At 39.2% G+C, this 23802-nt stretch carries 33 protein-coding genes and 1 other annotated feature; of the genes, 5 read left to right on the top strand and 28 right to left on the bottom strand.

What is annotated here, in order from left to right; genetic code table 11:
• Window positions 1–49: 49 nt before the first annotated feature.
• From ACFQ4X_RS03730 to ACFQ4X_RS03700, 7 genes are all read right to left on the bottom strand, one after another.
• Entirely contained in the window at window positions 50–451 is a 402-nt protein-coding gene (locus ACFQ4X_RS03730; protein WP_379833215.1) for an NUDIX hydrolase, read from the bottom strand.
• 46 nt (window positions 452–497) lie between these two features.
• Window positions 498–863: a hypothetical protein gene (locus tag ACFQ4X_RS03725; RefSeq protein ID WP_379833214.1), complete on the bottom strand. Its 366-nt coding sequence runs from the start codon at window positions 861–863 to the stop codon at window positions 498–500.
• Window positions 864–884: 21 nt separating this feature from the next.
• Window positions 885–1448 carry a GNAT family N-acetyltransferase gene (locus ACFQ4X_RS03720; protein ID WP_379833213.1) on the bottom strand — a complete coding sequence of 188 codons (564 nt, stop codon included), beginning with the start codon at window positions 1446–1448 and terminating at the stop codon, window positions 885–887.
• Window positions 1432–1650, bottom strand: coding sequence for a DUF3951 domain-containing protein (locus tag ACFQ4X_RS03715; protein WP_379833212.1), 219 nt, complete (start codon window positions 1648–1650; stop codon window positions 1432–1434). Before ACFQ4X_RS03715 ends, ACFQ4X_RS03720 begins: the two co-directional genes overlap by 17 nt.
• A gap of 12 nt (window positions 1651–1662) precedes the next feature.
• On the bottom strand, window positions 1663–1905 hold the full coding sequence (locus ACFQ4X_RS03710) for a hypothetical protein (RefSeq protein ID WP_379833211.1): 243 nt from the start codon (window positions 1903–1905) through the stop codon (window positions 1663–1665).
• A gap of 23 nt (window positions 1906–1928) precedes the next feature.
• Entirely contained in the window at window positions 1929–2348 is a 420-nt protein-coding gene (locus ACFQ4X_RS03705) for a GNAT family N-acetyltransferase (RefSeq protein ID WP_379833210.1), read from the bottom strand.
• Between the two features lie 107 nt (window positions 2349–2455).
• Entirely contained in the window at window positions 2456–2851 is a 396-nt protein-coding gene (locus tag ACFQ4X_RS03700) for a DUF4362 domain-containing protein (protein WP_379833209.1), read from the bottom strand.
• A 133-nt stretch (window positions 2852–2984) separates the two neighbouring features.
• Here ACFQ4X_RS03700 and ACFQ4X_RS03695 point away from each other — a divergent pair, with 133 nt between their 5' ends.
• Window positions 2985–3356 carry a cyclic-phosphate processing receiver domain-containing protein gene (locus ACFQ4X_RS03695; RefSeq protein WP_379833208.1) on the top strand — a complete coding sequence of 124 codons (372 nt, stop codon included), beginning with the start codon at window positions 2985–2987 and terminating at the stop codon, window positions 3354–3356.
• 65 nt (window positions 3357–3421) lie between these two features.
• On the opposite strand, the gene ACFQ4X_RS03690 is transcribed toward ACFQ4X_RS03695, so the two are convergent.
• The 7 genes from ACFQ4X_RS03690 to ACFQ4X_RS03660 form a co-directional block, all read right to left on the bottom strand.
• Window positions 3422–4219, bottom strand: coding sequence for a protein phosphatase 2C domain-containing protein (locus tag ACFQ4X_RS03690; protein ID WP_379833207.1), 798 nt, complete (start codon window positions 4217–4219; stop codon window positions 3422–3424).
• Window positions 4212–4667 (bottom strand): HIT family protein, encoded by a 456-nt coding sequence (locus tag ACFQ4X_RS03685; protein WP_379833206.1) that lies wholly within the window; start codon window positions 4665–4667, stop codon window positions 4212–4214. Before ACFQ4X_RS03685 ends, ACFQ4X_RS03690 begins: the two co-directional genes overlap by 8 nt.
• Window positions 4668–4712: 45 nt before the next feature.
• Window positions 4713–4933: a binding site (T-box leader), on the bottom strand.
• Between the two features lie 163 nt (window positions 4934–5096).
• Window positions 5097–5351: a hypothetical protein gene (locus ACFQ4X_RS03680; RefSeq protein ID WP_379833205.1), complete on the bottom strand. Its 255-nt coding sequence runs from the start codon at window positions 5349–5351 to the stop codon at window positions 5097–5099.
• Between the two features lie 74 nt (window positions 5352–5425).
• Window positions 5426–6055: a pyridoxamine 5'-phosphate oxidase family protein gene (locus ACFQ4X_RS03675; protein WP_379833204.1), complete on the bottom strand. Its 630-nt coding sequence runs from the start codon at window positions 6053–6055 to the stop codon at window positions 5426–5428.
• Window positions 6056–6076: 21 nt separating this feature from the next.
• Complete coding sequence (locus ACFQ4X_RS03670; RefSeq protein ID WP_379833203.1) at window positions 6077–6352, bottom strand: hypothetical protein; 276 nt, start codon at window positions 6350–6352, stop codon at window positions 6077–6079.
• A gap of 20 nt (window positions 6353–6372) precedes the next feature.
• Window positions 6373–7098, bottom strand: coding sequence for a hypothetical protein (locus ACFQ4X_RS03665; RefSeq protein WP_379833202.1), 726 nt, complete (start codon window positions 7096–7098; stop codon window positions 6373–6375).
• A gap of 15 nt (window positions 7099–7113) precedes the next feature.
• Window positions 7114–7563, bottom strand: coding sequence for a GNAT family N-acetyltransferase (locus ACFQ4X_RS03660; RefSeq protein ID WP_379833201.1), 450 nt, complete (start codon window positions 7561–7563; stop codon window positions 7114–7116).
• 164 nt (window positions 7564–7727) lie between these two features.
• On the opposite strand from ACFQ4X_RS03660, the gene ACFQ4X_RS03655 reads away from it, so the two are divergent.
• Complete coding sequence (locus ACFQ4X_RS03655; RefSeq protein WP_066288040.1) at window positions 7728–8054, top strand: hypothetical protein; 327 nt, start codon at window positions 7728–7730, stop codon at window positions 8052–8054.
• A gap of 107 nt (window positions 8055–8161) precedes the next feature.
• On the opposite strand, the gene ACFQ4X_RS03650 is transcribed toward ACFQ4X_RS03655, so the two are convergent.
• The 6 genes from ACFQ4X_RS03650 to ACFQ4X_RS03625 all read right to left on the bottom strand — a co-directional run bounded on the left by ACFQ4X_RS03650 (window position 8162) and on the right by ACFQ4X_RS03625 (window position 13016).
• Window positions 8162–8686, bottom strand: coding sequence for a DUF3189 family protein (locus ACFQ4X_RS03650; protein ID WP_379833200.1), 525 nt, complete (start codon window positions 8684–8686; stop codon window positions 8162–8164).
• 209 nt (window positions 8687–8895) lie between these two features.
• Window positions 8896–9279, bottom strand: a complete 384-nt coding sequence (locus ACFQ4X_RS03645) for a YkvA family protein (protein ID WP_379837024.1) — start codon at window positions 9277–9279, stop codon at window positions 8896–8898.
• Window positions 9280–9446: 167 nt separating this feature from the next.
• Window positions 9447–10202 carry an anti-sigma factor domain-containing protein gene (locus ACFQ4X_RS03640; RefSeq protein WP_379833199.1) on the bottom strand — a complete coding sequence of 252 codons (756 nt, stop codon included), beginning with the start codon at window positions 10200–10202 and terminating at the stop codon, window positions 9447–9449.
• Window positions 10203–10204: 2 nt separating this feature from the next.
• Complete coding sequence (locus ACFQ4X_RS03635) at window positions 10205–10753, bottom strand: RNA polymerase sigma factor (protein ID WP_379833198.1); 549 nt, start codon at window positions 10751–10753, stop codon at window positions 10205–10207.
• A gap of 177 nt (window positions 10754–10930) precedes the next feature.
• Window positions 10931–11554, bottom strand: coding sequence for a class F sortase (locus tag ACFQ4X_RS03630; protein ID WP_379837022.1), 624 nt, complete (start codon window positions 11552–11554; stop codon window positions 10931–10933).
• A 94-nt stretch (window positions 11555–11648) separates the two neighbouring features.
• On the bottom strand, window positions 11649–13016 hold the full coding sequence (locus ACFQ4X_RS03625; protein ID WP_379833197.1) for a copper amine oxidase: 1368 nt from the start codon (window positions 13014–13016) through the stop codon (window positions 11649–11651).
• A 677-nt stretch (window positions 13017–13693) separates the two neighbouring features.
• On the opposite strand from ACFQ4X_RS03625, the gene ACFQ4X_RS03620 reads away from it, so the two are divergent.
• On the top strand, window positions 13694–15436 hold the full coding sequence (locus tag ACFQ4X_RS03620) for an ABC transporter ATP-binding protein (RefSeq protein ID WP_379833196.1): 1743 nt from the start codon (window positions 13694–13696) through the stop codon (window positions 15434–15436).
• Window positions 15437–15479: 43 nt separating this feature from the next.
• Here the strand turns inward: ACFQ4X_RS03620 and pheA are convergent, their stop codons facing one another.
• From pheA to ACFQ4X_RS03605, 3 genes are all read right to left on the bottom strand, one after another.
• Window positions 15480–16304 carry a prephenate dehydratase gene (gene pheA / locus ACFQ4X_RS03615; RefSeq protein WP_379833195.1) on the bottom strand — a complete coding sequence of 275 codons (825 nt, stop codon included), beginning with the start codon at window positions 16302–16304 and terminating at the stop codon, window positions 15480–15482.
• 200 nt (window positions 16305–16504) lie between these two features.
• A complete protein-coding gene (locus tag ACFQ4X_RS03610) occupies window positions 16505–16648 on the bottom strand; it encodes a hypothetical protein (protein ID WP_379833194.1) in 144 nt (47 codons plus the stop codon).
• Between the two features lie 89 nt (window positions 16649–16737).
• Window positions 16738–17634: a DMT family transporter gene (locus ACFQ4X_RS03605; protein WP_379833193.1), complete on the bottom strand. Its 897-nt coding sequence runs from the start codon at window positions 17632–17634 to the stop codon at window positions 16738–16740.
• Window positions 17635–17757: 123 nt separating this feature from the next.
• On the opposite strand from ACFQ4X_RS03605, the gene ACFQ4X_RS03600 reads away from it, so the two are divergent.
• On the top strand, window positions 17758–18618 hold the full coding sequence (locus tag ACFQ4X_RS03600; protein ID WP_379833192.1) for a LysR family transcriptional regulator: 861 nt from the start codon (window positions 17758–17760) through the stop codon (window positions 18616–18618).
• A 61-nt stretch (window positions 18619–18679) separates the two neighbouring features.
• Here ACFQ4X_RS03600 and ACFQ4X_RS03595 read toward each other — a convergent pair whose 3' ends face one another.
• From ACFQ4X_RS03595 to ACFQ4X_RS03580, 4 genes are all read right to left on the bottom strand, one after another.
• Window positions 18680–19123 carry an SRPBCC family protein gene (locus tag ACFQ4X_RS03595; RefSeq protein ID WP_379833191.1) on the bottom strand — a complete coding sequence of 148 codons (444 nt, stop codon included), beginning with the start codon at window positions 19121–19123 and terminating at the stop codon, window positions 18680–18682.
• A gap of 111 nt (window positions 19124–19234) precedes the next feature.
• The gene (locus tag ACFQ4X_RS03590) at window positions 19235–20581 is read right to left on the bottom strand and encodes a S8 family serine peptidase (protein WP_379833190.1); all 1347 of its coding nucleotides are present in this window, start codon (window positions 20579–20581) and stop codon (window positions 19235–19237) included.
• Between the two features lie 264 nt (window positions 20582–20845).
• The gene (locus ACFQ4X_RS03585) at window positions 20846–21019 is read right to left on the bottom strand and encodes a hypothetical protein (RefSeq protein WP_379833189.1); all 174 of its coding nucleotides are present in this window, start codon (window positions 21017–21019) and stop codon (window positions 20846–20848) included.
• 91 nt (window positions 21020–21110) lie between these two features.
• Window positions 21111–21989: a LysR family transcriptional regulator gene (locus tag ACFQ4X_RS03580; protein ID WP_379833188.1), complete on the bottom strand. Its 879-nt coding sequence runs from the start codon at window positions 21987–21989 to the stop codon at window positions 21111–21113.
• 111 nt (window positions 21990–22100) lie between these two features.
• On the opposite strand from ACFQ4X_RS03580, the gene ACFQ4X_RS03575 reads away from it, so the two are divergent.
• Window positions 22101–23192 carry a citrate/2-methylcitrate synthase gene (locus ACFQ4X_RS03575; protein WP_379833187.1) on the top strand — a complete coding sequence of 364 codons (1092 nt, stop codon included), beginning with the start codon at window positions 22101–22103 and terminating at the stop codon, window positions 23190–23192.
• Window positions 23193–23239: 47 nt separating this feature from the next.
• Here the strand turns inward: ACFQ4X_RS03575 and ACFQ4X_RS03570 are convergent, their stop codons facing one another.
• The gene (locus ACFQ4X_RS03570) at window positions 23240–23746 is read right to left on the bottom strand and encodes an SRPBCC domain-containing protein (RefSeq protein ID WP_379833186.1); all 507 of its coding nucleotides are present in this window, start codon (window positions 23744–23746) and stop codon (window positions 23240–23242) included.
• Window positions 23747–23802: the final 56 nt, after the last annotated feature.

The following is a 23802-nucleotide window of genomic DNA, read 5'->3' as shown; positions in this document are numbered from 1 at the left end:
GCACATTCTATTACACAGTATAGAGCAGAAATGTGGATTTTACTACAAGTCATTCAAATATACATAGGTTACTTTTCAAATTTTGATAAGCATCGTCAATTCGTTTACGATTCCATGCGTGGAGCTGATGTGGTAATTGTTCTCTAGGATAGAAGCCGATTTCCTCAATTTCGTCATTTTTAGTCCGATTTTCTTGTCCGTTTATAGTGGCTCGAAATAAAAACACAAGGTCGTTCTTTATTGGTGCAGAATAGATCGAGATTAGATGAGAAACGTCTACATTATAGCCCGTTTCTTCAAGAACCTCCCGCTTAACTCCATCAATAGGCGATTCGTTTGCTTCAAGATGACCTCCCGGCAGTGTCCAATTGCGCGATCCATATTTTATTTTAACAAGCAGGATACGGTTGTGTTTATCGAATATAGCAGCGAAAACGCCTACACTAGGCATGGCGGTACCCTCCTCTTGGTGTAAACTGAGAAATTGTTCGGTTAACTCATTTTTTTATAATGACTTCCCTTAACTTCTCGGCATCAGCTTGGTCCAGCTTCCCGTACCTATGTTTGTTTGGATCAACAATTTCCGCTACTGAGTCCTTATTAAACCAAATCTTATACTCTTCTAATCTTTCCGGCTCGTTCGGATTATATTGGTAGAAAAATGTAAGCATCATATCTTCTTTTCTGTCCATCTGGACTTTTGCGTTGTCCCATTTTACTTGCCTAAAGAAAGAGGCAATTGTTTGAACCCGATCTTCTTCCGTTATCATATGTTCTCCGGAATGATCTTCACCGATTTGATAATCCACTCGAATTAGTTTTTCATTATTACATGCAACTAAACTCATCAACACAAATAACATTACAACCCACTTTTTCATAAATTAATCAGCCGGATTGATAATCGCCATCTGCTGGTGGTCTTCCCACTTGCCATTGATCTTCACATTTTTGCGGGCAAGCCCTTCTTTTTCGAAGCCTGCTTTTTCTAAGACACGAATCGACCCAATGTTACGAGGCATGACTCCTGCTTCAACCCTGTGCAGCTTCAATTCCTCGAAAGCATACTTCACGATCAGCTTCACCGCTTCAGTTGTATAGCCTTTTCTATTGTGCCTCTTATCTAAAAAATACCCGACAAACGCACTTTGAATGGATCCGCGCATAACTGCAAACAGATTAATCGTACCAATCAAATCATCTTCATTTGTAAAAATACCAAAAAAGTAATCGAGATCCTGTTTAGCATTCTCAGCAAACATTTGAAGTCTTTTCCGATGAGTTTCAAGCGTATAGAAATCTTTAGCACGTTCCATCGCATACTTCTCAAAAAACTCTTTGTTTTCCACCTGTACCTGCAGCAGTTCTTCAGCATCATCCACATTAAGTAATCGAATATAAATGTTCTGTCCAGATAACTTTTGCTTCATATCAATACTTTGGTTCATTTCCATTCCTCGTTTCTTCTCTATATTCAATCTCATGTTTTGTATCGTAGATCGGCTGGTCTTTCATCACATCAATTTGCCTTCCCATCGTGATATCATCATATGGTGTGTATTTATTTGAAGGCATCTTTCGTTTAACGATGATGCGGTAGAGGATGAGACCAAACACTACCGCATAAAAGATAATTCCAGCAACCGTCATACCTCAACCACCCTATTTTTTTGAAGCATCTTTTTCATTGCCTCTTTTAAAGTTGCCTGTCACTTTAGCAAGAATCAGCTGCACCTCGTGATCGGTTGCGGCTTGTTCAATCCTTTTAATGATCTTCTCCGCTTCTTTTCCCTTTAAGGTTGTTACTTGTTTGCCATGATAATCAATAAAGACCATGTTATTCTTCGTGACTCTATAAGTAAAAACCTCTTCTTCTAGCCGTTTTCGTTTATCGATATTCCCCAATTCGTTAATCACCTCTTAAATTGTCAGAGTTTATGGCTAAATACTTCCTGCCATTTTATATTTTCATAACCGATACTTTTATAAAATTGATGGGCTTCATTTCTATGTCCACCTGAACGGAGCCGAACTTCAGGATATCCCTTTTCCATTGCCCATTCCTCTGCTTTTCTCATTAACTTCTTGCCGATTCCCTTACCTCTATATTCTGTATCAACCACTAATCCACCAATTTCGCCATATTCTAGCTGAATGATGCTCTTTCCAAACACATGCATCCAGCCGCAAATCGAGTTATCGAGTTCATACAAAAAGATTATGCTGTCTTTCTCCAGATTAATCTTTTCAAGTCGATCTTCTACTTGTTCAGCACTAACTTGGTTACCAAGCTGTATACAAAGTCTGGCAATCTCTTTGGCATCCGCTATCATTGCAGGTCGAATCATCTAGAACTCACCTTCTGTCATTAGGGGTTTACCATATATTTCTATTGTATTTGATTATTTCCTTTTACAAATTAAAGCCAGCCATCAGAAAAAGGTATGCTTTTTGTTTATTTTTTTAATGTTAATAATTCCATTTCTCCAGTAAAATCACCTGTGCATTGTTTCAGAATATACCTTTTTTCTAATTCATTTTCTTCAACGAAAATACCTTCGCATTGGTATTCTTCAATAAAATTTTTATCTACACTTCTGTGAACATTCAAATAGTCCCCATTAAAAGTTATTTTTTCAAATAACTTTTGCCCTTCAATACCATAACTAATAACATTTATTTTTGCTTTCTTTTGGTCTTTTACATTACTGACAAATGTATTTAATGCATTTATATTTTTAATGCTGCCGTGTTCGTTTACCACTCTTTCGCCATTATTTAATTGAATTTCTTGACATCCTGTTCCAAGAAGCAACAGAAGTACAGTACCAAGTAGCACATATTTCTCCATATAGGGCACCTTCCAATAATTCTTAGTGTCTTTTTCATCACTACCAAAAGTATGTTATAATAGTTATATTACAAAAACTTAGGGCTTTCGACTTTTCTTAGTCACCCTCCGTTCTTCGAAGGGAGTGCAAGAAATGGAGAAAATCAGTGTATTTATGGATGACTACCGGAGTCCGCCAGAGGGTTATGTGTTTGTCGAAACCATCGATGAATGTATTGAACTCTTGCGAAACTTCGACATCGAACATCTGTCATTAGATCATGACCTTATAAGTAAAACAAGAAATGGTACAATGCTCATTCAAATGATGATTGACGAGAAACTTTTCGCAAACCGTATTACCATACACTCCGCCAATTCAGTCGCCGGAAAAGGCATGTATAACCACTTAAAACAAGCACAAAAAGATCTTATTATGCCGCCAACCATTATCGTGTCCTTACGACCTTTGCCTCTCAAATTCATCCCGCCACGTGTTCTGCAGCATTATATGGACGTCATGTAACTCACAATCCCTTATACACAATGCTTAAACAAATAAACTGAGGAAACAGCCACAGTTTACAAACATTAAAGATCACTTGGCATAGTGGCCGTTTCCTCAATTTGAACGGACCAAGAGATAATCGTCGTACTGTCCCTCACATCTTTCATTCTAACTTCTTCTAATAATTCCCGGACACCTTCTGGAACACTTACACCATTAAAAATACCTTCTACCGCTTCAGGATCTGCATACGTTACACCAGGACATTCGGTCAATCCATCTGTTGTCATAAAAATCAGGCTTTCACCTTGTCTTAATTCTTTCTTGCCGGTGCTGTAGCAAGGTACTGGCATCTCAAACGTGTTTACCTCACCCACCCATTCGTAAAAACTTCTCTGGTTCAGCTGCCTCTCACCAAGTGCGATTAATTCAGGATGAAACACGTGCAGGATGCAGTCTCCTACTGAAAACCACCACAAGTATTTTTCTTTCCGGATAACAATCATACAAGCGGTTTCTCCCGTAGTTTTACGACAAGCTTCCATAAAGTCCTGCGCCTGAAAAATATCTAAAATGAGAGAGTCCATTTTTCTTAATGCCTCACCTGCTGGCAGCATCAGCACCTTCTGAATCTCATCCTTCTTTTTGTTAAAATGATCAACCACCAGCTCCACACTAGCAGCGGTCTTGTGGCCATCAAGGATCATTGTAAATTCCCAATCTCCGCTCTCATTTACCCAAACTAAACAACCGTCTTCGTTTTTGTATTGACCGGCAGAAGAGTTTCCGCCGAATCTTCCTACTGCCACATTTTCAACCAAGCTTACATCTAATTCATCAACGAAATGCTTGTCACTGCCTACCCAGCTCAATTCACTCATAAGGGTTCTCCTCCAAATAACTCTTTATCCGCTCACACACCTTTATGATTTCAGCGTTTTTACCGAATGGAGCTTCCGGCCAGTCGTACACTTCCCAAGGACCCCAGTATTCTTCAGGTGTATTTGGATAACGCGGGATGATATGCATATGAAGATGCGGAACGGAATTACCAGAAACAGCTGCATAGATGTGCTCCGCATTTTCTGTCTCCTTTATCGCTTTACTCACTCTTGCCATAATAACACCGAACGCTTTTGCCTCATCAAAGGTCATATCACCTAGAGAAGGAGCGTGCCGCTTCAAATCAATCATAATATGACCAAGATAAGATGGTTTGCCACCCTTATCGATATGACCGACATATACGAACTCATCCTCATAGATCATGACGCCTGAAGTTTGAATATCCCCTTTATGTTTGTTGCAAATAAAACAGCTCTCACTCATCTGCACTCTCTCCCCTATATAAATATAAAAAGCCCATCATCTCTATAAAGAGACGATAGGCTGTTCCTAACGTGGTACCACTCTTCTTGGTTTGCTGTAAAAATACAAACCTTCTCAAGACTCCTTCACGGGAGTTAACCGTTCAGATCTACATCTCAACCTGACCGCTCCTAGGCGAGTTCAGGAAATCTATCGGCTGCCTTTCACCAAATCGGCAGCTCTCTACACAACAGAAAATCCTTACTACTCCTAATCAAAGCGTTTATGTTATGGAAAACTTTTACTAATCATAAGAGTATTTGAAAATTCTGTCAAGAATATTTCCTATTTTAGTTGAAGACTCTTCCATTTATCTAAAGGTAATCCATCCACTATATAGCTTCTTAACGCGAAACGCTTAATAGTAATCCTTATTTGGCAAAGTCTTATCTAGGGTTCTCGAAAAAGTTTTCTCTGTTTCATATAATCAACAGCCTTTGTTTTATTCTTTTGTTTCAAAATATGTTCTTCTTCGTTTTTTTCTCTATAATAGGCAGTGAATTTATCTTTAGAAAGAACACCTTCCGATATAGCTTTATTAACTGCACAATGCGGCTCTTTGGTATGAGTGCAATTAGTAAACTTACACATTCTAGATAAATCTAGAATGTCTTCAAATACAAAATCCAATTTATCTTCATTCATTTTTTATACCTCAATCTATCTATTAAATGATGGCTTCTCTTATTCCACGAACCTGCTACGTTTGTGAAAGAACCCTAGTAAAGCTTATTCTTATAACCATCTAATAGAGCTTCTGCCACTACATCTTCTGTCATGCCCGGAAGGTTCACATGATCAGCTAATATCTTTGCGGCATTTGGCAATTCCTCTTTAGACGACCACTTACCTGGTTCCCAAAGACTTGAACGTTTGAAGGCTTTGCCGCAGTGCATGAAACATTGCTCAACTTTTACAACGATCCCTAGAAGAGGTGCTTTACCGTTAACCGCCATTTTTTCTAAAATATCTTCATCGCGAATTATTATGGCTTCCCCATTGATTCGAAGTGTTTCATCCATGCCAGGTATAAGAAAAAGCAAACCAACATTAGGATTGCTAAGGATGTTGAAGATCGAATCTACACGCTTGTTCCCCGGACGATCCGGAATGATGAGGTGCTGATCATCTAAAACATACACGAATCCAGGTGCGTCACCTCGAGGCGAACTGTCACAGTTTCCTTCAGCATCTGACGTCGCAAGCACTAAAAAAGGAGACTTCCCTATGAATTCCCTGCAATGCTCATCAATAGTAGAAATCACCTTGTTTTGTCCTCTCAAACTAGGACTTCCTAATAAACTTCTCAATTCTTCTTGGCTTGTAATACGCTCTTTAAAATTCGTCATCGTAAAAAGGTCACCATCCGTTTATTTTATTGAAGCTCGATGAACTTCATCCTTTTTTACATAAATATCGTACTGCGTATTGTCGTTAAAAGAACGCTCACGATCAAATTGGAGTGGAACCTTAACTTTATATTTAATACCATCAGACTGTAATTGTGAGACGACTTTAAAGTAATTTTCCTGCCCAAATGCTGTATAGTAAAGCTTCCAGTTCCTATTTAAATACATCTTTATAAAGGAACCGATAATGATACCGCCTAAAACGATAATAAGATAAGCCCAACCAATACCTGGCATTATGAACGCTCTCCCTTCATTTACAATCCATTATGGCTTTCATCATAAAGTGTTGAAGATCCCCGTTCTACTTTATATGAAATAAACCATGGACCGCCTGCATCCTCGTCTCTCCACGTCTCAGTAAAAGTTACGATATACACTTCATCCCCAATCTCCTCTACACTCGTTTCTCTTATAGCGTTCCCAACCGTAATGACGCCTTCTTCTTTCGGAAACTTATCAACTATGGTTCCTTCACCTGACGTTGCAAACTCAACTGCATCCTCTGCTGTAAAAGGTGGTAGATCAGGTGATATGAAGCTGAGGGAAGACCAAATCATCACAAAAAGAGTAATAGGAGTTAGCATGAGCATCATGATTGGTTTCTCTTTTTTTATACGATAAAGAATCCACCTGTCGATGGATGCATAAAGTAGTGCCGATCCTACTCCAAACACGGCAAGAATTGGTGCATCGAGCATAATCAGGCCAAAAACACCGTGAAGCAAAATGTATATTAGAATGTTCATTTTGAACCATCTGTTCATAACGAACTCAATTACGGCAGAGACCAGAGTCCCATAAACCAGTATGATTACTCCCCCATACGATCCGTACAGCATCGCTGCTAATAAAAAAGACTCTCCATAGTCTGATGTACCGCTAACATCATCATTTATATATATGCCCGCTAGAATCATTGCCAGAGTGATCGTTGTTATGATCGTCGACATCATTTTTCTTTGGAAGAAGTTTTCTTGCAAGTGCTGAACCCCTCTCTATAGATGTCTCAACTTCCACTTCAGCATATTTTCATCTGTACCCGTTCTTTCAAACCCTAGTTTTTCTAAAACTTTTATCGAAGCAATGTTGTCCTCTAGACATTCGGCGACAACTTTACGTACGAGTTTCGTAGATAACGCCCAATCTATGATTCCTTTAACCGCTTCTGTCGCATAGCCTTTTCCCTGTGCTGAAGGAATGATGCCATAACCGATTTCAACCGTTTGATCCACCGGTTTCCCTTTGAATCCGATATCTCCAATAATCTTCCCAGTCTCTTTTTCAATCACAAACCAAACGCCCCAGCCAAGCAGACTCTCATCCTCTTTTAAATCCGTAAGATAACTCTTAATAAAGCCATGAATCTCGTAATCTCCCGGGGAAAGCTTCTCTACAAGCTGTTGATCCACGGGAATAATCGTAAGTCTTTCAGTTTCTAGTTTCATTGTGAAATTAACCCTCTCTAAGTGTACTTACCTCAATCATATGGTTATGGAAAAATTTAGTCAATGCAAGAAAATACCCCCATAAAAGAGCTTCTCATTATAAATAGTGTATTGAGTACATAAAAAGTTAGACTTACGAATGAACTGCTGTAAGGAGGCAAAAGATGGAGCCGTATGTAAAAGATGCTCTGCTTGAATGGAAAGAAGAGATTGAAAAACAAAAGAAAGAAATTGATGAAGAGTACGAGAATGTTAAGACTGAACTTCAACTTTATTCTTATAAATTCGGAATCACGAAACAAGTCATTCAATCCACCATCAACGAGGAAATGATCAAAAACATTAAGAAGACTTACCAACAGCCGTTTGAAGAAAAATACAATGAGCTGAAGGAACAGCTGAAGAAGCTTGAGCAAAAACGCAGTGTATTCAACATGTTTGTCGAAAAGATCGAGATTGCCAGTGTGAAGGATACGAACGAACAAAGATAGCTTGGGGGATACCCCAAGCTTTTTAATTGCTTATGAATTCACTTTGAATGATGCCACATAAAAAAGCCCCTAACAAAGTGAGGAGCATTTTTCCTGAAAAAGATGTTTTAACTAACTTCCGTGATTAAAAGTTCTTTTTTATTGTCTATGATAAGGACCTGTTCAGAGGATTTATTAGCCATTTCTTTTGTATGTTCAACAAGATAAGCGATTTGAGCAGAAGCTTGTTTAGCACCCATCACTAGTAAAGGTACTCCAATAAAATCAATACCTAGTCTTCTTGAAAAAAATCCTCCAACCGTCATAGATAAAGGAACCGTCGGTGATGTGTTTGAAAAGATTAATTGTTCCTCTGTTCCATTTCTTTTCTGGAGAATTTCAAACATATCCTTTATACCAGGTACGAAGATTTTAGAATTCCCTCGTCCGACTGTATAAACGGAATGTCCTTCCTCATCTAGTCCGTGAAAGATGATCCTTCCCATATCTGATGTGTTCAATTTGTTGAAATACTCTACATTCAATATCTGTTCTCTTGTAAGCTTAGCATGAGAAGGTAACTTTTTCAGATGGAAAGCAGCTGCTAATGCCGTAGTATGTGTTCCGCCAAAATCATTATAGATAAAAATCATCTTATACATCTCCTATGATTCATTCATCCATAATTATCGCCTTTTGACAGGTTTATATACTTACTAGATTTTCAAGGCTTTTATGACTTCACATACGTGCAAATCATCTTTCATTCTTTTTATCGAGTGCCATGCAATCTCTTTAAGATTTTGATTATCAAGTGCTTTATTGAAAAAAAAAGCGTCTCCCAGGTGGAGAACCGCTTTCGTTATTTAATGTATTGAAATATAGCCATACTGCTCCAGATAAAAATAATCATCCAAAAGATAATGATTAAAGTGCCGACTAGCCAATTCTTCGGTTTACCTTTTACCATCAACTCTTCTGCTTTTTCTTCACAGTCCTTGATTACCGCGTTAGGTATCATCTTTAAAGCAAGCTTGATTCCTAAAGGAACAATAATAATGTCATCAAGATAACCCAACACAGGGATAAAGTCAGGAATTAAATCAATCGGACTGAATGCATACGCTACAACACATGCCGTAAATACCTTTGCATACCAAGGTACTCTAGAATCTTTATAAGCAAAGTAAAGAACAAATACATACTTTTTTAGATTTCTTGCCCAGGCTTTAATTTTGTTAAGCATTTTTTTCTCCAGTTCTAGATAGTGTCCTTGTGACCAGTTTTTTTCTGATCTCGTCAACAACCATTTCTCCTCTATACTATAAAGCATATAAAATATGGATTTACAATAAATCACACGACAATCAGCGTGTGATTTATAGCTTTAATTTATGTTGTAGTTAAATTTAATTACAGATTCGAAGCCATCACGATCGTGCCTTTAGGCTGCTTGCTGTCTGGTGTCGGCTCATGTGATATGGCGACTGCGTCCCATTTGTGCTCACCAGGGAAATTGACTGGGAACACGACTGCACCATTTCCTTTTTCATCAGGAATAAACGTGCCTGCCCTGTACTTTTTATCTCCTTCAATAAGCCAAACTTGATAAACTTCTTTCCCTTTTACTTGGGACATATTATGCGTTTGAACAACGAGATTCATCTTCTCATCTTCCTGAACCATAGAGGCGATTCCAGCAGAATCCGTTTCTTCTGAAGCAAGCTGAACAGATTTAAAGGTTTTGCTCATTTGCTCCTCAATCACTTGTTCATTCTTCTCGTTTTCTGCGAATAAATAAGCGTTCATTCCAAGAGACAGAAGTAGACCTGCAGCTAATAAGCCTGTCAGCCATCCGTTTTTCTTTCTTGGTGTTTCACTTCTCACAGAATCAATATCTAAAACAGGCGCTGCCGGGCGATTTGTTTCTTCTTTTTCTACAGACTGCTCATTTTCGAAGACGTTTGTTAAAATGCGCTGCTTCATTCCATTAGGAGGTTCGATCTCATCTGATAAATAAGGAAGGTCAGAAGTTAGTTCCTGCCACTCAGCCAACTCATCCTGACAAGGCGAGCAGTCTTGCAAATGAGATTCAAAGGCAGCCTTTTCTTCATCGGAAAGAATCCCGTTATAATAATCCAAAAGCTGATCACACATTTTCTTATCCATGTTTACCGCCCCCCCTTTACATACGTATTTTTTAAATGTTTCAATGCAAGCCGTATCCTTCCTTTTACTGTGCCGAGCGGAAGTTTCTGTTTATCTGCAATATCAGCCTGCGAATAACCCTTAAAGTAAAACAGATCCACAATTTCTTGCTGTTCTGTCGTCAGTTGACCAACAGCTTCTTTTAAAGCCGTTCGTTCTTCGTTCCAGGTTACGGTTTCTTCTAAACTTTCCGTTCGTTCTATATCAATGTCTTTTTCCATCAATTCAACTTGATTATTTGTTTGTTTTCTCAATATGTCTATACAGACGTTTCTAGTAACCGTTAATAGCCATGAAGAAAACTTTCCTTTATGTTCAGCGTAGATGCCTTTTTTCCGCCATAGCTTCATAAAAACATCTTGAACGGCTTCTTCGGAAAGTTCTTTTTGTTTGAGTATTTTATATGAGAATGAAAACAACAGTTTTTCATACCGGTCATATAACTGCTCAAGGGCTTCTTTATTTTCTTCTTGAACTAGCTGGTAAAGCTCGTTATCAGAAATTCTACCCATCCTTTGTCTCCTTCTGTTCATGATTCCTTCATTATAGCGAAATCAGGCAATATTTGTCTTATCTGGTGATGCAGGATGTATGAAGCTAACGTTTTTATTCTTTTTACGGATCACTTTATTTTCATCCTTTCCATGTATACAATAGAAAAACCGCTCTCAACAAGAGAACGGGTAATGCTAACGATTTTTCAATTCCGTATAAACAACTAATCGTTCTTCATGTGTCCCTTCATCCCGATTGAAGTTTCCAGTACACGTGATCAGATTCAGTTTGCTGCCATACGAGTAGTCAAATATTTTATCGACAGGAGCGTTTTTTCTGTCGTATTTTTCTTTTCCGGTCACTACAAATGTAAGTGGCTTTCCGTCATTATCCTTAACAATGACTTCATCACCTTTATCAAGATCTTCTAATTTATAAAAAACAGCTGGACCTGTCTTGCTGTCCACATGTCCTGCCATGACGGCATTTCCTGGTGAACCAGGTTTTGCACCTTCCCCAAACCATCCGACTGTATCAAACCCTTTCGGCACACCCATCTGTCCATTCCCCATCCTGCCGACTTTTTCAATCTCTGTGTTTACATTTAGAGCAGGAATTTCAATAGAAGCTGGTACGATTCCTTCGTTATCCGCTTTTAACTTTAAACCTTCTGGCGGTGTCAGTTCTGTTGAAGAGGATGCAATCTGCTGTTTCTCTTCGCTTGTTTCGGAAGTTTTCACCTTATTCACTGTCTCATTCGCCTTTTCTTTAGCAGAAGGTTCCTTATTCGAACAGCCGCTTATAAAAAGGGCTATCATAATTAGTCCTAAAAAGTAATGCATATCAATCGTCCTTCCCATCTTAATAGATAGAAAAGAAGGAGGACTGTATCGTCCCCCATTCTTTACCTTATTAGTTGTTTGATGCTTTCTTGCGAAGAATCATCGTTCCTGCAATAGAAGCTAGTAAGAAGCCGAAGAAGCTCCACATAACTGCATCGTTGTTCGTTTGGCTCATGCCACCCATACCTGTTTTCGGCATTTCAGATGGCTTTTCGCCTGCAAACTTTTCAGGGAACTGATCGACGATCGCACCTGACATCGCCTGACCTACACCGAACATGTGTCCATACGCTTCAGAGATGTTTTTGTAAGCTGCAGGGTAGTCTTTTCCTGTGTAACTGTTGAACGCTGCGAGCAGCTGATCAACGTGTACCTTTAAGCCTTCCTCTAAGTCAGCGGCTTTTAGACGTCCTTCAGTAGCTGTGTCTAAGAATTTTGCCTGTTCAACGCGGTATTGATCTAATTCCTTAATCGCTTGCTGTTTGCCTTCTTCATTGTTTTCAGCGGTCGCTGTCACATAATCTACAAAGTAACCAATGTGGCTGCTCCAGATTTCTTTAAATTGAGCTGCACCTTCAGCACCATATACAGATTCTACTGCTGCCGTTATGTCATCTGTGTTTTCGTTCAGTTCAGCAGCTGCCGCTTCAAAGTCTTTCGCACCATCAATACCTTTTTGCATCGTTAATGCGGCTAGCGCGGCGTGTGTTGAGAACACACTGTTCAAGTCAGCACGAAGGTCCGCTGCAGGTGTATCAACTGATTTATTTTCGAACTTCTCAGGGAACTGATCTGTGATCGCCCAAGATAAACCTTTTCCAGTCATGAACATGTGGTTCATCGCTTCTGTAATATTGTCGTACGCTTTGTCGTAGTCACCTGTTCTGTAGCTTTCGAATGCCCAAACAAGTTGATCCACGTGTACTTTTAAACCTTCTTCAAGGTCTTTTGCTTTTAATCGTCCTTCAGTTGCTTTATCAAGGAAATCAGCTTGCGTCACACGGTATTCATCAAGTTCCGCTAGAGCTTGCTTTCTTCCATCTTCATTATTTTCAGCCGTTGCGGTTACATAATCTACAAAATAGCCAATGTGGCTGCTCCAGATTTCTTTAAACTGTGCTCCAGCTTCTTCACCATAAACGGAAGCTACCGCTTTTGAAAGAGCTTCTGTGTTTTGGTTGAGCTGACCTGCAGCTGCTTCGAAATCTTCTTTTCCGTCAATTCCTTTTTGCATCGCCACTACAGCTAAGAATGCATGCTCGGATAAAAGAGTGTCTAACGATGCACGAAGATCGATGGCAGGGTTCGTTACCTCAGCAGACATATGACCCTTGCTATGGCTTTCGTGACCATGCGCATCTGCTACGCTAAAAGTAGGGATTAATAAAGATACACTTAATGGAACAGCAATTAATGCTTTTTTCATTTTCTTGTTCATGGTTAACTCTCTCCTTTTTTTGAACATTTTTTGATAGATTCATAAGGCTAACGGAGAGAGTTTTAATTTGGATCACTCATTTAGAAAAATTTTTGATTTTTTTATAGATAAATAGATTTTACGGTACGTGTTCTCGTAAATTATTACACGTACGCTCAAGATTACCGCGCTACGCTCAGAATAGCTGAGTTACGCTCAAACTTGCTGATCTACGCTCAAATCAGCCGAGTTCCGCTCAAAACATTAAGTTTTACGGTACGTGTTCTTACATTCATTACACGTTCACGCAAGATTACTGAGTTTTCACGCCAACCGCTCTGATTTTCACGCAGGAATCCTATTTTTCACGCAAAACCAGTCCCGTTCCACGCCAAATACTCACCGTTTCACGCAGCGAACCTGTGAATCCTCAATTTACACTGCGAAAAACAGTGCTAATAAACAGTTTTCAGTTAATTACAAAAATTTAATGTTCTTTCAGATATAAAATGATCTAAAATAGATGTATCACCAAATAAGGAGGCTATTTACATGAGAAAAATTAAGAATCAAACCGTGCAAACATATAAGGGTGGAACCGGTTAACGAAGAAATTCGCCGCTTATCGTTTGGATTCTCTTAACGGTGTACTCCTCCCTTATATGTGTTTATTTAAATAACACATAAAGGGGTAAATCATGCATTTTCCAATTAAAAAATTTTTCTCCTATTACAAACCGTATCTAAAGATATTTCTTTTCGTATTAGCCTGTGCCTTACTTGTATCTTCTGTGACTTTGGCATTTCCGCTGCTCGTCCGGTACATTACGAAAGATGTGCTCGAGGGTAATATGTCTGAGGCTTTAAGTGAAGTGTATTGGATTGGCGGACTGATGCTTGTTTTAGCAGTGATTCAGAATATAGCAAACTACTTTCTGGACTATAAAGGTCATGAAGTCGGAGCTCTTATGGAAAGAGATCTGCGCAGCGAACTATTTGCACAAATGCAAAAACTTTCCTTTAGCTTTTACGATAAAGAACGGACCGGCCAGCTTATGTCCAGGGTAACGACCGATCTTCTCATGCTTGCAGAGCTGTATCATCACGGACCAGAAGATTATGTAAAGTACTTGACCCGATTTATTGGAGCGTTTGTAATTTTGTTCTTTATTAACGCACCATTAACGATTGCTGTATTCTGTTTTTTGCCCTTCTTAGGAGCCTTTGCACTGTACTTTAATAAGAAGCTGAACAGATCTTTTAAAGAAAATAAAGAGCGGATCGCCGACGTAAATGCACAGGTAGAAGATAGTCTCTCGGGAATCCGTGCCGTACAATCATTTGCTAACGAACACCTCGAAATCGAAAAGTTCAGCCGGGAAAACAATCGTTTTCTTGATAGCCGAAGGAATACGTATAAAGGTGAAGCGTACTTTTACAACGGAGTAGAAACATTTATTCAGCTTATTACAATCGCGGTAATCGTCTTTGGAAGTGCCAGTATTGTTAGCCAGAAGTTAGATTTAGCAGACTTAATCACATTCTTGCTGTATATCAACTTTATGATCGAGCCCATTCAAAAACTGACCCATATGACCACACAGTTTCAAGAAGGAATAACCGGTTTTCAGCGGTTTATAGAAATTATGAATTTGAAGCCGGCTATTGAAAACAAACCTAATGCTGTTATTCTGTCTGACGTTGATGGTGATTTGGAGTTCCATCAAGTATCTTTCCGTTATGAAGACCATACGGAATATGTCCTAAAGGGGCTGTCACTGCATGTGAAGCCAGGCGAATACGTAGCCTTGGTGGGTCCATCTGGTGCAGGAAAAACGACTTTGTGCTCACTCATCCCCCGCTTTTATGATGTGACATGTGGAAATGTCTTTCTTGACGGGATCGACGTACGTGATATTGACCTCCAGTCATTAAGAAAAACTATCGGGATCGTACAGCAAGACGTTTACCTGTTTGCAGGAACCGTTATGGAAAATATTCGCTATGGATATCCAGAGGCGACTGATGAAGAAGTTATTGCGGCTGCTAAGCATGCAAATGCCCATGACTTTATCATAAGTTTGCCAAACGGCTACCATTCTGAAATTGGCCAGCGAGGGGTTAAACTCTCTGGCGGTCAAAAGCAGCGGTTAAGTATCGCACGGGTTTTCTTAAAGAATCCGCCCGTTCTCATTTTAGATGAGGCAACGAGTGCCCTTGATAACGAAAGTGAAAGTATCATTAAAGAATCACTAGAATCGTTAGCTAAAGGACGGACAACAATTGTCATCGCCCATCGCCTTTCCACTATACGAAATGCTGAACGGATTATCGTGCTGACGGAGGATGGAATTGCCGAGCAGGGCACTCATGACATGCTGCTCAAACGCGGTGGCGTGTATGCTCACCTGTATTCCAAACAATTTGAGTTACAAGCGTAAAAAAATCGGCGCACTCTTTAACATAAGAGTGGCCGATTTTCATTTATAATTTCGTTGTATTGTAACTGCCTAAAACTCGAACATCATGTCCATAAGCTTCTAAGATCGCAATTGCTTTTGTCATTTTCATTTCATGCAACCCGTTTTGTGTTTCAATAAAAAAGTGATAGGTCCCTAATTGCTTTTTCGTTGGACGAGACTCAATCCAGGACAAATTGATAGAAAGTGCAGTAAATACGTTCAGGATGGATGACAGTACTCCTGAATAATCCTCCGTTGGCGAGATCAACATCATTGTCTTCGTTCGATCTTCCCTTTGTTTAATAGGATCTTTGCTGATTACGACGAAACGGGTATGGTTGTTGCTGCAATCTTGGATGCCGCTTTTCGTAATCTGCAGATTAAACACTTCAGCCGCATATTTGGAAGCAATCGCTGCAACATCTTTTCTTTCTTGGTTCTTAACCGCTTGAGCAGCTGCAGACGTGCTGTCAAACTGCCTGCTTTTCACTTTAGATTCTCTGATGAAATCACGGCACTGAGCAAGCGCTGGAACGATGGACCAGACTTCACGCACTTCATCTAGTGAGGCTCCTTTTAAAGTGAGAAGATGCAGGGAAACTGGGAAAATCAATTCTGCTTCGACAAACAAATCGTAAGTTAATAGGCCATCAGCTGTTATATTGATCGTTCCCTCAATAGAATTTTCGATCGGAACAATCCCTTTATCCGCCTTGCCTTCCCCTACTGCTTCTAGTACATCAACAATTGAATCACTCTTATACCACTCAATATCATTACTTGTAAAATAACGAAAGGCAGCTTCTTCTGAGAAACTTCCTTGAGGACCTAAGTATGCTACTTTCATGATTAGAACACGCCTGCCTTTTTCTTTTCGTTTCAGTATACATGTATTGACTAAATACACCAACTATATTAATAAAAATTGCTATTAATTTTATTAATCAAACGAAAAGCACCGCTTGCCCATCAAGTGAACTTATATCAAGATTTCCTCTTTGATATAGAACTTCAGCTAAGGTGAGCAGTGCTACTGAATTTCTTTAACTATTTCTTCTCTAAGCTCTCTGCAATTCTTTTTAATGATTGATTCATTTGATACAACATAACAAGAACAAATATAGTCAGACCAATTGGTAAAATAAAAGAAAAAAGTCCCATTAATGGTAGCCAAGTTCCTGCTGATTCCATAAAATTTTCCCCCTTGTAAATACAAAGCTTTCTTTAACACTAATAATAACATTTATTGGAAAAGCAGTATTCATTTTTTAAAACTCCAGCTATTTCATTATGCTGCTCTTTACTTTCATCATTCTTAAGTCAGCACGTTTTCTAAATGTAACGGTGGCCGTGAATACTCCTAATAAAATGATTAACGCACCAGTATATCCTCGCAAACCCATGTTTTCCTGAAGAAAAATGAATGCAAAAATGGCGGCAAAGATCGGTTCGAGTGAAAAAAGAAATCCAGTGCTCTCTGGCGTTGTGTATTTTTGAGCGATGGACTGCATAACAAATCCATATGCTGAACAAATGAATGTCAGCCCGAGTATGGCGACCCAATGAATCATCGTCTGAGGTAAAACAGGCACTTCTAAAATAAAAGTTCCGACAGTCGCAAACAAGGCGGCAAATCCAAGCTGATAGATTCCCAGCTGCAAGGTATTTCCCTCTCTTGCAAAATGATTGGTTACAATGATATGGACTGCATACAAAAATGCAGCGATTAAACACAGCACCGAACCAAACGCTAACGTAAAATCTTCTCCGATGGTTAGTAGAGCTAAGCCGATTGTAACAAATGCAACTCCCAAACTGATTTTTCTGCTTGGCAGCTTCCTTGTAATGAACGCCTGAAGAATTGGCACTAAGATCACCGTTGAACTAATCAAAAAGCCAGCCGATGAAGCCGTCGTATGTTTGATACCATACATAAGCGTAATGAAGATCCCCCATAGCAAAAAACCAAGAATAGAACTATATTTCAACGTTCTAGCATCTGTTTGAAATACTTTTTTCCGGAAGATCAGCACCATCATGATAAAAGCGATCCCGAATCGTAATGCCACAATGGTTAAGGCAGGGATTGTATCTATTACTAGTTTCATAAAAATATAAGACATTCCCCATCCCATAGAAACAGAAACTAAAATCCAGTTCGCTTGTTTAGGTGTCATGCAGCAGCCCCTAACCCCTCATGTGTTTTTAGATTGGATTTATCGTATCACCTCCCTTTCCATTAATAAAACGAATATTTATAATAGAACCATTAGGAATTCTAATGCAAAGGAGAAAAAGGGATGAATGCATATTACGCATTTATAAAAGCGATCGAAACAGGCAGTTTCACGAAAGCCGCTGAAGAACTAGGCTACACCCAATCAGCTATCAGTCAGATGGTTCATTCATTAGAAGAAGAACTTTCTACGATTCTAATTTTACGATCTCGAACGGGTATTACATTGACTCCTGACGGTGAGGAGTTTTTGCCATACATTAAGAAAATCTGCAATTCACACAGGGAATTAAAAGAAAAGATGAAAGAGATGGAAGGGCTTGAGAGCGGGCTTATCCGAATCGGCGTATTTTCAAGTGTTTCCTGCCACTGGCTGCCAAGTTTGATGAAAGATTTTAAGGTGCAGTACCCCGCCGTTCATTTCGAACTGCATCAAGGTGATTACACAGAGATCTCCAATTGGATTAAAGAAGGCAGCGTTGACCTTGGCTTCGTGAACCCGAAAGCCGTAACAAACCTGAATATGATTCCCTTGCAAGACGATGAAATGTTAGCTGTATTGCCTAGAGATCATCGGTTGGCAGAGCAGCATGAAGTTTCATTAAAAGAGTTGTTGAAGGAACCTTATATCCTTTTAGATGAAGGAGAAATAAGTGAGCCGTTAACGATTTTTCAACAAAATAACTTTGAACCCAGCATTCAATACCGGGTACACGATGATTATACGATTATGTCTATGATCGAACAGGGTCTGGGAATTTCGATCCTGCCAAAGCTTGTTTTACATCGGTGTCCTTATCATATCGTGACTAAAAGAATATACCCTTCCTTTGCCCGGACAATCAGTTTGGCTTATAAGGATAAAAGAGTTCTGCCGATCGCGAGCAGATATTTTATTGACTTTATTATTGAAAGATATAGATAAGCATATATAAACATAAAAAAGAGTAACCACTTTCGCTTAAGCAGTTACTCTTTAAAATTTCTTAATGGATTAACGATGCTCGTAAAGTATTTACATCATTTTCTAAATACCCCTTTAAACAGGTCAACGTGTAAACCCAGCCTTCTTTTTGGCCCATCATTTTGTTAACAACGTCAGGATCATCTTCTTTTAAACCTGATTCCACCACTTCAATTTTTGTACTTTCATCATCCAATTCAGTCAGTGTGATGGTTACAATAGAACCTTCATCATGTTCTGCTCCCCAGGAAAAAACGATTCTCTTATTTTCCTCTATCTCTAAAACTTTTATTGCTCCTTCTGCATTGTATTCGTCATATCTTAAAATAACTGTTCTGCCTTGACTCCATCTTTCAGAACTGGAGGAAAACCAAAAGCCTCCTATTTTCTCTGGATCTACAATGGCTTCAAAAACATCAGCAGCAGGCTTCACAATTTTCATTTTTGTAATTACTTGGGTATCCATAATAATAACTCTCCTATTCTGTTTTCCTATTTTTTTATTAAAATGATCACATACTTCCATTCTACCAAACAAAAAAGCGGGGCAATATGCTGCCTCCGCTTCTAGTTTGTATTAATTTAACGCATTAACAGCATTAATTAATCCAAATCCTGATTCTCCATCATAACCTGCTTTAAATACATCTTCAGAAGAAGATTGAATGATGCTCTTAACCTGTGCTGGGTTCAGCTTATCTTTCCCGTGCTGTGCAATGATGACACCCGCAAGTGCAGCCGTTTTTGGTGCCGCCATGGAAGTTCCGCCTTTATAGCCGTACCCTCCACCAGGAATAGTTGCTAAACATAGATAAGTATTATCTCTACCAGCACCAGTTGCAGGATCGTAGTTAGGTCCAAGATCTCCACCCGGAGCCAGGACATCAATCTTCCCTACACCATAGTTCGAGTAGAATGCTAAGTTCTTTAGTGCTCCGCCTGCTGAGACCCTGATCATAGTCTGGCTGCTTGGGCTGCGGTGTGTTGCTCCATTGTCATCACCTGATAGTTTTCCAGGCGAACTGATATCAACAGCATTGTTTCCAGCAGACCCTACTACTGTTACCCCTTTATTAATTGCATACTGAATGGCTCTATTAAACAATCGAACATCAGCTACGACATCTTTTGTAGCATAGTCTGGATTTTGGAACCAGTCATATCCGCCTAGTGACATGTTTACAACATCTACATTGTCATCAGCAGCAGTCATTAATGCTTCAGCAATATGAGATGTTTCCGCTCCGCCAGTTGGTCCAAATACACGGTAAGCAGCCACTTTTAAGTCAGGCCCAATCCCCATTGTACGTCCTTTAGCAGCAATGGAACCAGCAACGTGTGTTCCGTGTGAATTTTGATCCATCGCATCAGGATATCCTGGAACAAAGGATTTACCGTAGGCATAATTATCTTTTAAGTCAGGGTGATTGTAGTCAATACCTGTATCAATTACCCCAACTACAATATCTTTTCCATCTACAGATTTACCCGTTCCGCCTGGCAGGGTCCACGACTCTCCATCATGAGTAACCTGTTTAATATCCCACTGTAAGCTATTATAAAGATCTGCACCTGCACCATACGAACTTACTAGAGCTGCTTCTTCAATAGCTGCTGTCTCAGGCTGCACAATATTTTGAACACCTGCATCTAGTACGGTACTAGATTTTTTGATTTCTGAGAGGAAGTTTGGATTACTAGAAACAACTTCAACGACACCTAGCTTGTCCAATCTGGATTCGATTTGTCCTCCAGCTTTTGAGATTTCATTACCAAACCCTGAAGGTAATTTCGCTTGCTCCTTAAAAATAACTATGTATTTCTTTTCCTGACCATTTTCAGCATTTACATTACCACCGCTGCTAAAGGTCATTGTTGCTCCAAGTGTTAGAGCTAGTGCACCAGCTAAAATCTTCTTTTTCATCCAATTACTACCTCCTTTGAACTAATACTTTTATTATAGTGATATTTATAATTTTTACAATTAAGATTCTGAAAATTAGTAATTTTCAGTTTAAAATACCTATGCGTATAAGTCTAAAGGTACATATAAATGAAATCAAAGATTTGATTATAATAGGCAAAAATAACTATCAATCAAAAATAAAGTGGAGTGTACGTTTTGCTGTGACAAAAAATAAAAAACAAAAAAAGCCGCATGATCTGCGACCTTTTTCCTTTTTCATAATTAACCTGTGATACTTCTTTCAATGGCTTCATCCCAACTCGGAAAATAATGAAGCGCATTTCTCATGAGTTGAGGATTTGTTTTCTTCACTTGCTTTTTATTCAAATTCGTACCTTTTGCCTTTAAACCTTGAATCTCCAATAAGACTTCCTCTGAGCTCATATTTACTTCCATAGATACGTCCTCCTTTAGTTGTCTTATCTTCATTCATTTACAACAATAGAGGATATTATACCTTATTTATTCAACTCTGTTCCTGGTTTAATTAAAAACGGAATTGAGAAACGAATTCTACAAATTCATTCTGTCTTGTATGTTCATACTTCATGAGGGCATATGCATTGGCATCAGGTAATGAAATGGAGTGACAATCCACCTCTAATAACGTGCCCTCCAGCAATTCTCTCCGCACGGTTGAGATTGGCAAAAATGAAACACCTAGTCCTTCTTTAATAAATCTTTTTGTGATATGTACCTGGGAAACTTTCATCATTCTTTGAGAGGGATAAACACTTTTAATCTTCTTTAACAAGGCATCCCAATAACCTGGGTGATTGTTCGTAAGCAAATAATTGTTGTTTAATACTTCCGCTTCATCAAGTGGCGGTGCGGATTCTGAATCTCTTCCGTCCTGTGCCGTCACAAGGATCACTTTGTCTTGATACAAAGGTTTGCACACGAGTTCTGGATCCGTACTATTCAAACAGGACAAGCCGATATCTACTTCCTCCTCCAGAACCGCTTTTTCAATATCAATAGATTCAATGATCTTCACGTTGATTTCAACATTTGGATTTTTGCTTAAGTATCGTTTTAACACAGAAGGCAGAATCGTATCGGCGATGAGCGGCGAGATGGCGATGGAGAACTGGGAAGTATAGCCTTGACTAAGTGATTTCATGTCCTCTAATCCCCTCTGGTAAACGCGGATCAGTTCCTTCGCATGAACGAGGTATCGCTTGCCTTCTTCTGTCAGTTTTATTCGTTTTCCGTCTCTATGAAAAAGAACAGCACCCACTTCTTTTTCTAATGCCTTGATATGAACCGTTACAGAAGGCTGAGAAATGTATAGAATTTCTGCTGTTCTTCTAAAATTTTCACATTCTGCTGCAGTTATGAAAGTAGTGAGCCAGTTAAACTCCATCTTCTCTCCCCCCTTATTAAAAATAGTAAACAAACTATTTAAAAAGATTTAATTTTCTTAATTACTAATCTACCATACAATGATATCAAACAACTGGAAGGAGATGAAGATATGCAAAAAGGATTAAAGGGCATTATTGCTGCCGAAACAGCTATCAGTCATATCGATGGGGATGAGGGAAGACTTATTTACCGGGGCTATGAAATAAATGAACTGAACAAATATAGCTTTGAAGAAGTTGCTTATCTTTTATGGTACGGGAGATTCGCAACGGATGAAGAATTGAATCATACAAAAGAAGAATTGCGTAAAAATCGTGATCTGGACCAACACCTCATAGAAATCCTGAACTCACTCCCAACAAATATGGATATGATGAGTGTTTTAAGAACAGTCATTTCTGCATCGGGGACTTCAGACTTTAACTGGAAACCTACCATCTCACAAGCTATGAAACTTACATCAATCATTCCAACAATCATTGCCTATAGAAAAAGAAATACAGAAGGTCTTCCGTTTATTCCACCTCGTCAAGATTTGTCTCACGTGGAAAACTACCTTTACATGCTAAATGGCATCGTTCCAAATCCTGCCCAAGTTAAAGCACTTGAAAGCTACATGATCTTAACATTGGAACATGGAATGAACGCATCCACCTTCTCTGCCAGAGTTACGGCTTCAACTGAATCCGATCTCGTATCTGCTATTACTTCTGCTATAGGAACCATGAAAGGACCGCTACACGGTGGTGCTCCATCTGGCGTAATTGACCTTTTAAACGAAGTTGCATTAGTTGGAGATGCCGAACGAGTCATTCGAAAAAAGCTTGATCAAAAAGAAAAACTAATGGGGTTCGGACATCGTGTGTATAAAACCCATGACCCGAGAAGTATAGCTTTGAAGGAAACCCTGCTTGAACTAGTCGGTCAGGACGAATGGCTGGATTTGGCGATTGAAGTTGAAGAGATTGCCGTTAAGCTTCTGGAAGAATACAAACCAGGCAGATCACTTTATACGAATGTAGAATTTTATGCAGCGGCTATCATGAAATCCATTCATTTGGATCCATCACTGTTTACCCCTACCTTCACTGCCAGCAGAATTGTAGGGTGGACGGCACATGTTTTGGAACAGTCAGAGGACAATACCATTTTCAGACCACAATCTAGCTATGTAGGCAAATTGAAAAGCAGTCATGTTTAAATGGAAAAGGCGCACTGACCACTTCAGGACAGTACGCCTTACTTAATCTATTGAATTCGTTCCAAGTGTGCCTCGAGTTTATCCCACGTTTCTGTCAAACCTTGAACCACACCCATATCCATCACTGACTTCAATGCTTCCTCTGAAGAGAACTGTGTATGGCTCACGATTTTTGTCTTTCCTTCGTGTTCAATCAGTGTTAATGTAACTTTCATTCCTGGCATCGTTTCGTTTATTGTTCCTTCTTCGTCCGAGAAGAAATCTTCGTAAACAATTCGCTCGGGCTCTAAGATTTCTTTGTAAAACGATTTCCCCCATGATTTCATGTCACCGTTTGGAGATTCCATGCAATAATGCCACGACCCGCCTTCACGGAAATCCATCTTACTTACTGGCAGCGTCCAATGATTTGGTCCCCACCACTTCGTTAGGTGTTCAGATTCCGAAAGAACCTGAAAAACAAGTTCCCTTGAAGCATCAAAAACGCGTGTGAAAATTAAATTATTGCCTTCAACCGTTGTTGTCATTGAATTCTTAACATTACTTTCAGCCATTTTATTTCCTCCTAAAAGTTATTGTTTTAAAGAACTGTACAACTGAAAACGGGCCT

The organism is Fictibacillus halophilus, from assembly GCF_042680145.1.
Lineage (GTDB): Bacteria > Bacillota > Bacilli > Bacillales > Fictibacillaceae > Fictibacillus > Fictibacillus halophilus_A.
This window is presented reverse-complemented; position numbering and strand designations above follow the sequence as displayed.

Excerpts from the sequence above, each read along its gene's own strand:
- ACFQ4X_RS03730 (WP_379833215.1), bottom strand. The coding sequence starts at position 451 with ATGCCTAGTGTAGGCGTTTTCGCTGCTATATTCGATAAACACAACCGT.
- ACFQ4X_RS03725 (WP_379833214.1), bottom strand. The coding sequence starts at position 863 with ATGTTATTTGTGTTGATGAGTTTAGTTGCATGTAATAATGAAAAACTA.
- ACFQ4X_RS03720 (WP_379833213.1), bottom strand. The coding sequence starts at position 1,448 with ATGAACCAAAGTATTGATATGAAGCAAAAGTTATCTGGACAGAACATT.
- ACFQ4X_RS03715 (WP_379833212.1), bottom strand. The coding sequence starts at position 1,650 with ATGACGGTTGCTGGAATTATCTTTTATGCGGTAGTGTTTGGTCTCATC.
- ACFQ4X_RS03705 (WP_379833210.1), bottom strand. The coding sequence starts at position 2,348 with ATGATTCGACCTGCAATGATAGCGGATGCCAAAGAGATTGCCAGACTT.
- ACFQ4X_RS03700 (WP_379833209.1), bottom strand. The coding sequence starts at position 2,851 with ATGGAGAAATATGTGCTACTTGGTACTGTACTTCTGTTGCTTCTTGGA.
- ACFQ4X_RS03695 (WP_379833208.1), top strand. The coding sequence starts at position 2,985 with ATGGAGAAAATCAGTGTATTTATGGATGACTACCGGAGTCCGCCAGAG.
- ACFQ4X_RS03690 (WP_379833207.1), bottom strand. The coding sequence starts at position 4,219 with ATGAGTGAATTGAGCTGGGTAGGCAGTGACAAGCATTTCGTTGATGAA.
- ACFQ4X_RS03685 (WP_379833206.1), bottom strand. The coding sequence starts at position 4,667 with ATGAGTGAGAGCTGTTTTATTTGCAACAAACATAAAGGGGATATTCAA.
- ACFQ4X_RS03680 (WP_379833205.1), bottom strand. The coding sequence starts at position 5,351 with ATGAATGAAGATAAATTGGATTTTGTATTTGAAGACATTCTAGATTTA.
- ACFQ4X_RS03675 (WP_379833204.1), bottom strand. The coding sequence starts at position 6,055 with ATGACGAATTTTAAAGAGCGTATTACAAGCCAAGAAGAATTGAGAAGT.
- ACFQ4X_RS03670 (WP_379833203.1), bottom strand. The coding sequence starts at position 6,352 with ATGCCAGGTATTGGTTGGGCTTATCTTATTATCGTTTTAGGCGGTATC.
- ACFQ4X_RS03660 (WP_379833201.1), bottom strand. The coding sequence starts at position 7,563 with ATGAAACTAGAAACTGAAAGACTTACGATTATTCCCGTGGATCAACAG.
- ACFQ4X_RS03655 (WP_066288040.1), top strand. The coding sequence starts at position 7,728 with ATGGAGCCGTATGTAAAAGATGCTCTGCTTGAATGGAAAGAAGAGATT.
- ACFQ4X_RS03650 (WP_379833200.1), bottom strand. The coding sequence starts at position 8,686 with ATGATTTTTATCTATAATGATTTTGGCGGAACACATACTACGGCATTA.
- ACFQ4X_RS03645 (WP_379837024.1), bottom strand. The coding sequence starts at position 9,279 with ATGCTTAACAAAATTAAAGCCTGGGCAAGAAATCTAAAAAAGTATGTA.
- ACFQ4X_RS03640 (WP_379833199.1), bottom strand. The coding sequence starts at position 10,202 with ATGGATAAGAAAATGTGTGATCAGCTTTTGGATTATTATAACGGGATT.
- ACFQ4X_RS03635 (WP_379833198.1), bottom strand. The coding sequence starts at position 10,753 with ATGGGTAGAATTTCTGATAACGAGCTTTACCAGCTAGTTCAAGAAGAA.
- ACFQ4X_RS03630 (WP_379837022.1), bottom strand. The coding sequence starts at position 11,554 with ATGATAGCCCTTTTTATAAGCGGCTGTTCGAATAAGGAACCTTCTGCT.
- ACFQ4X_RS03625 (WP_379833197.1), bottom strand. The coding sequence starts at position 13,016 with ATGAACAAGAAAATGAAAAAAGCATTAATTGCTGTTCCATTAAGTGTA.
- ACFQ4X_RS03620 (WP_379833196.1), top strand. The coding sequence starts at position 13,694 with ATGCATTTTCCAATTAAAAAATTTTTCTCCTATTACAAACCGTATCTA.
- pheA (WP_379833195.1), bottom strand. The coding sequence starts at position 16,304 with ATGAAAGTAGCATACTTAGGTCCTCAAGGAAGTTTCTCAGAAGAAGCT.
- ACFQ4X_RS03610 (WP_379833194.1), bottom strand. The coding sequence starts at position 16,648 with ATGGAATCAGCAGGAACTTGGCTACCATTAATGGGACTTTTTTCTTTT.
- ACFQ4X_RS03605 (WP_379833193.1), bottom strand. The coding sequence starts at position 17,634 with ATGACACCTAAACAAGCGAACTGGATTTTAGTTTCTGTTTCTATGGGA.
- ACFQ4X_RS03600 (WP_379833192.1), top strand. The coding sequence starts at position 17,758 with ATGAATGCATATTACGCATTTATAAAAGCGATCGAAACAGGCAGTTTC.
- ACFQ4X_RS03595 (WP_379833191.1), bottom strand. The coding sequence starts at position 19,123 with ATGGATACCCAAGTAATTACAAAAATGAAAATTGTGAAGCCTGCTGCT.
- ACFQ4X_RS03590 (WP_379833190.1), bottom strand. The coding sequence starts at position 20,581 with ATGAAAAAGAAGATTTTAGCTGGTGCACTAGCTCTAACACTTGGAGCA.
- ACFQ4X_RS03585 (WP_379833189.1), bottom strand. The coding sequence starts at position 21,019 with ATGGAAGTAAATATGAGCTCAGAGGAAGTCTTATTGGAGATTCAAGGT.
- ACFQ4X_RS03580 (WP_379833188.1), bottom strand. The coding sequence starts at position 21,989 with ATGGAGTTTAACTGGCTCACTACTTTCATAACTGCAGCAGAATGTGAA.
- ACFQ4X_RS03575 (WP_379833187.1), top strand. The coding sequence starts at position 22,101 with ATGCAAAAAGGATTAAAGGGCATTATTGCTGCCGAAACAGCTATCAGT.
- ACFQ4X_RS03570 (WP_379833186.1), bottom strand. The coding sequence starts at position 23,746 with ATGGCTGAAAGTAATGTTAAGAATTCAATGACAACAACGGTTGAAGGC.